This window comes from Phenylobacterium sp. (assembly GCF_044372605.1).
Classification (GTDB): domain Bacteria; phylum Pseudomonadota; class Alphaproteobacteria; order Caulobacterales; family Caulobacteraceae; genus Phenylobacterium.
In genome coordinates, this window is sequence record NZ_JBILRO010000271.1 from 1 (window position 1) to 4,318 (window position 4,318).

General features: G+C 63.7%; 3 protein-coding genes. 1 reads left to right on the forward strand and 2 read right to left on the reverse strand.

Features of this window, described 5'->3' with window-relative positions; genetic code table 11:
* The coding region (locus ACIQ42_RS16470; protein WP_397423330.1) for a sulfatase-like hydrolase/transferase at nt 1-1,291 on the reverse strand (1,291 nt) is incomplete at its 3' end.
* Between the two features lie 100 nt (nt 1,292-1,391).
* Entirely contained in the window at nt 1,392-2,444 is a 1,053-nt protein-coding gene (locus ACIQ42_RS16475; RefSeq protein ID WP_397423331.1) for a hypothetical protein, read from the reverse strand.
* Nucleotides 2,445-2,831: 387 nt separating this feature from the next.
* On the opposite strand from ACIQ42_RS16475, the gene ACIQ42_RS16480 reads away from it, so the two are divergent.
* Nucleotides 2,832-4,139 (forward strand): alginate export family protein, encoded by a 1,308-nt coding sequence (locus ACIQ42_RS16480; RefSeq protein WP_397423332.1) that lies wholly within the window; start codon nt 2,832-2,834, stop codon nt 4,137-4,139.
* The last annotated feature ends 179 nt before the right edge of the window (nt 4,140-4,318 follow it).

Below are 4,318 nucleotides of genomic sequence, written 5' to 3' on the forward strand. Positions count from 1 at the left end.
GAGGCTCGGACGGGTCAGCGCGGTTGACCACCCACATCTTCCAGTCGCCATCGCGGATCGCGAAGTTGGGGCCAGAGCGCCAGTAGAGGGTGGGGTTTGGCGTCCCGGCCTTGGCGCCGGTGAGGTAGGGCATAAGGTCGACCCCGTCGGTTCCGTTGGGCATCTTCGCCCCGGCCAAAGCCGCCGCAGTGGGCGCAATATCCAGGCTCGAGACGACGCGGGTTTCCACCTGTCCGGCCTTGATCCGTCCCGGCATGGCCATGATGAAGGGCACGCGGACGCCGCCTTCCAGATGCCCCGCCTTGTAACCGTTGAGCGGCGTGTTGGTGCAGGCGTCGCCCACATAGCCGGCGCAGCCATTGTCGGACAGGAAGACGATCAGGGTGTCCTTGTCGATTCCCTCGGCTTTCAGCTTGGCCCGCACAGCGCCGACGCTGTCATCGAGCGACGATACCATCGCCGCATAGACGCGCTGTCCCTTGTTCTCGATGTTCTTGTAGCGTTCGATGTACTTCGCCGTAGCCTGCAACGGCGTATGCGGGGCGGTGTGTGCGAGGTAGAGGAAGAAGGGCTTGTCCTTGTTCTCGCCAATGAAGCGGACAGCCTCATCGGTGAAGGCGTCGGTCAGGTAGTCCTTGACCTCAACCACCTCGCGACCGCGATAGACCGGCGCTCGCTGGCGGATCACGACCATTTCCTGCGCCTCCGACATGTCCGGAATTGCACCGCCGCCTTCGGCCGTTCCGTATGTCCCTCTGGAGCCCGGTGGCGTGTGGAATTCATCGCCTTCCCTGGCGTTGGTGATGAACGCGCCAGCGCCGCTCAGGATTCCAAAGTACTGATCGAATCCCCGGCCCATCGGATGATAGTCACCGGACTCGCCAAGGTGCCATTTGCCCACCAATGCCGTGGAATAGCCCGCGGACTTCAGCACCTTTGGAATGAAGGTCTCGGTCAGGGCCACGCCGCGGGTCCTGTCACGGCCAACCGGATTGAACTCGTAGCCGAACCGGGTCTGATAGCGGCCGGTCATGATCGCCGAGCGCGACGGCGCGCAGACGGGATGGCTGACATAGCCCTGAGTGAAGCGCACGCCGTCCGCCGCCAGGGCGTCGATGTTGGGCGTTTTTATGATCTTGCTGCCATAGACGCCGGTGTCGCCGTAGCCAAGATCGTCAGCCAGGATGACGATGACGTTGGGTGGCCGTGGGGTTTTGGCCGCAACTGGCAAAGCAAATCCTGCAGTCGCCAGCGCAAGGGCGGCGGCGGCGCGCACCGTCATTGACGTCATCGAGTCTCTCCCTGACCCTGTAAACCTGCAGCTCTCTGGCCACCTCGAAACTTCACGCTAGGTGGATCGCGCGCGGGCGTCACCAGAAACCTTGAGTGGATCAGAAGATCAGTTCCGCAATCGCGATCCCGCCTTCGCCCTTCACCGCGTAGAGCAGGTACACGCGCCCGTCTTCTTCATAAATCGCCGGGTCACGAAGCTGATTGACCGGCGTGTTGATCGCACTGCGATACGACGGCTCGACCGGCAGATCGGCGCCCTCCCAATCCCTCTCCGGGCGCAGCACCTCGATCGTCTCGCCGACGGTCCACGACATCCAGTCCGGTGTCAGATCGATGGTCGACATGTAGATCCGCTCGGGCGCATCGCCGACCCGGGTCCAGAAAACGTGCAGAAGGTTTCCGCGCTTCAACAAGGCGCTGTGGCGCTGATCGCCCGCAAACAGTCTGGGGCCGGTTTCGAAGCCGCTCAGGCCGTCCAGTGAGCGCGAGAACACGCCCGGCATCGCCATGGCATAATGACGGCCAGCATGGCGAAAAACCCGCATGTAGGACAGCCCGATGGATCCGCCGACAGCTTTGAAGTTGAGCCCATCGGTCGATGTCGCCACCCGCGAACGCTGGACACCGAAGGACTCCAGCCCGTGAAAGTACATGATGATCCGGCGCCCGGCCTCATCCACATGAACATCCGGCGAGGCGATATGCGGCAAGGTCGCGTCGTCAAGCAGGGTGGGAATCCCGGGCGTACCTGGCGGCGCCCGATTGGCGGCGCCCTGGACGGCCAGCAGCGCCGCGGCATTCGGTGGCTGCGGCGGCGGCACCGTTGGAAGACCTGACTGCGCCAGTTGCAATGACCCAGGGGCATGGACCTTCCACGGCCCTTCCAGTCGGTCGGCGTAAGCCAGGCGGATGTAGTCGCCCTTGTGGTCGGCGAAATAGAGATAGTAGCGCCCGAGGCGGCCCGGCAGCCAGGCCGGCGTGCGGATCAGGGATGGCCCTTCGATGTTTGGGCCCATCCTGACGTCCATGCCTGGCGCGATGATCGGACGGTCCACCAGCCGCCGGATGCCCACACGGCGGGTCGCCGCCTTCGCGCCCAGACCAAGGCCGCCGCTGGCGGCGGCAAGCGCGATTGCGGCGCGTCGGGTCATACTGAACATCCTGTCCCTCCCGGGTCGCGCGACGAGATCAGCCCCGACGGGTCCAACCACCATCGACGTTATCGGGTTTCTCCCGAACCGAACACTTCTGCAGCGCTCTGGCTGCCTCGAAGCTTCACGCTATGCGGGTCGTGTGCGTGCGTCACGAGAAACCAGGACAACAAGGGCCTGTTGCAAGCGCCTCCAACCATCGCCAGTGGTCTGTCGATGAGACGATCAGAGAATATGTGGCTTGACGGCAGACTACCTTTAGGGGAGCGCTTCGATGTCGGGGTCGAGGCAACCTCCCGGTCAAGCAGTGTTACACGAGCGTTGCTCTTCGTGCCCTCTCGTTGGGGCGGTGGTGGGCGTGTGCGTCGATCCAGTGTCGCTTTTGCCGTGTCGGTCCTTCTTTTGTCATCACCGGCTCTTGCCGAGGATGGGCTCGATCTGTCGGGCAGTTTCCGCGCCCGCTATGAGGCCATAGACAACCAGGCTCGCGTTGGGTTCGACAATGCCGACGCGCTGCTCAATCTGAGAACCATCCTGACCGCCGAGTATCGCGGCGACGGATTTCGGGCGGGGGCGGAACTCTACGATTCGCGCGTGTATCTCGCCGACGCCGGAACACCCGTCACGACAAGCGAGGTCAATGCGTTCGAGTTGGTCCAGGCCTGGATCGCCGCTGACCTCGCCTCGCCACTTGGAGCAGGAACATCGGCAACGGTGCAGGCGGGACGCTTCACGCTCAACCTGGGATCGCGGCGGCTGGTCGCGGCGGACGACTACCGCAACACGACCAGCGGCTATACCGGGCTGCGTACGGACCTCAACTTTGACGCCGGCACACGGGCGACGCTGATCTACGTCCTGCCACAGGTCCGGCTGCCCGACGACAACGCGGCCCTCCGCGACAACCGTGCCGCATGGGATCGTGAGAGTTTTGATCTGGTGCTTTGGGGTGGTCTGGCCAGCAAGACCAGGGCCATTGGCGAGACGACGGCAGAAGTCTCCTTTTATCACCTCGGCGAGCGCGACGCGCCGGGTCGTCCGACGCGTAACCGCTCGCTCGAAACACTGGGCTTGCGGTTCATTCGCGACCCGAAGGCCGAGCGATGGGATCATGAGATCGAAGTTATCAGCCAATGGGGGAACGTGCGCGCCTCGCTCGCCAACAACGCGCCTGTCCGGGACGTATCGGCCTGGTTCGTTCACGCCGACGTCGGCTACACCTTTGCAAGTGGATGGAAACCGCGTGTGTCGGCCGAATTCGATTATGCCAGCGGGGACAGGGGCGGCGGCAGCGTCAACCGGTTTGATACGCTGTTCGGCATGCGCCGCGCCGATTTTGCGCCTTCCGGCATCTACAGCGCGATCGGTCGAGCCAACATCCTGACTCCTGCTGTGCGGATCGAGGCTGCTCCCTCCAGGCGTCTGGATCTGTTCGTCAATTACCGGCTGATGTGGCTGGCGTCGCGCACCGACAGTTTCGCGACAACGGGGGTGCGCGATGCCGCCGGGAATTCGGGTCGCTTCGCCGGTCAGCAGTTCGAAGGACGCGCGCGCTGGTGGGTCGCGCCCGAAAAGCTTCGGTTCGAGGCCACCGGCGCGTTGCTGCGAAAGGGCAGATTCCTAAAAACTGCGCCGAACGCGACGGGCGGCGGCGATACACGCTATATATCGCTCAATCTCACAGCTTTTTTCTGATGAGCGAAGCGGGCAGGCTTTAGGTCCGCGCCGTCAACCCTGCCTGTTCCATCCGCCATTTCATCTGGTCGAACCGGTCCTGGCCATAGAAGGCCTCCTGACCGAACACCATCATGGGTACGCCCCAGTGACCGGCGGCGCGCTGGGCGATCTGGTTTTCCTCGACCACGGCGCGGTGA

Coding starts and splice junctions, on each gene's coding strand:
- ACIQ42_RS16475 (WP_397423331.1), bottom strand. CDS start 2,444: ATGACCCGACGCGCCGCAATCGCGCTTGCCGCCGCCAGCGGCGGCCTT.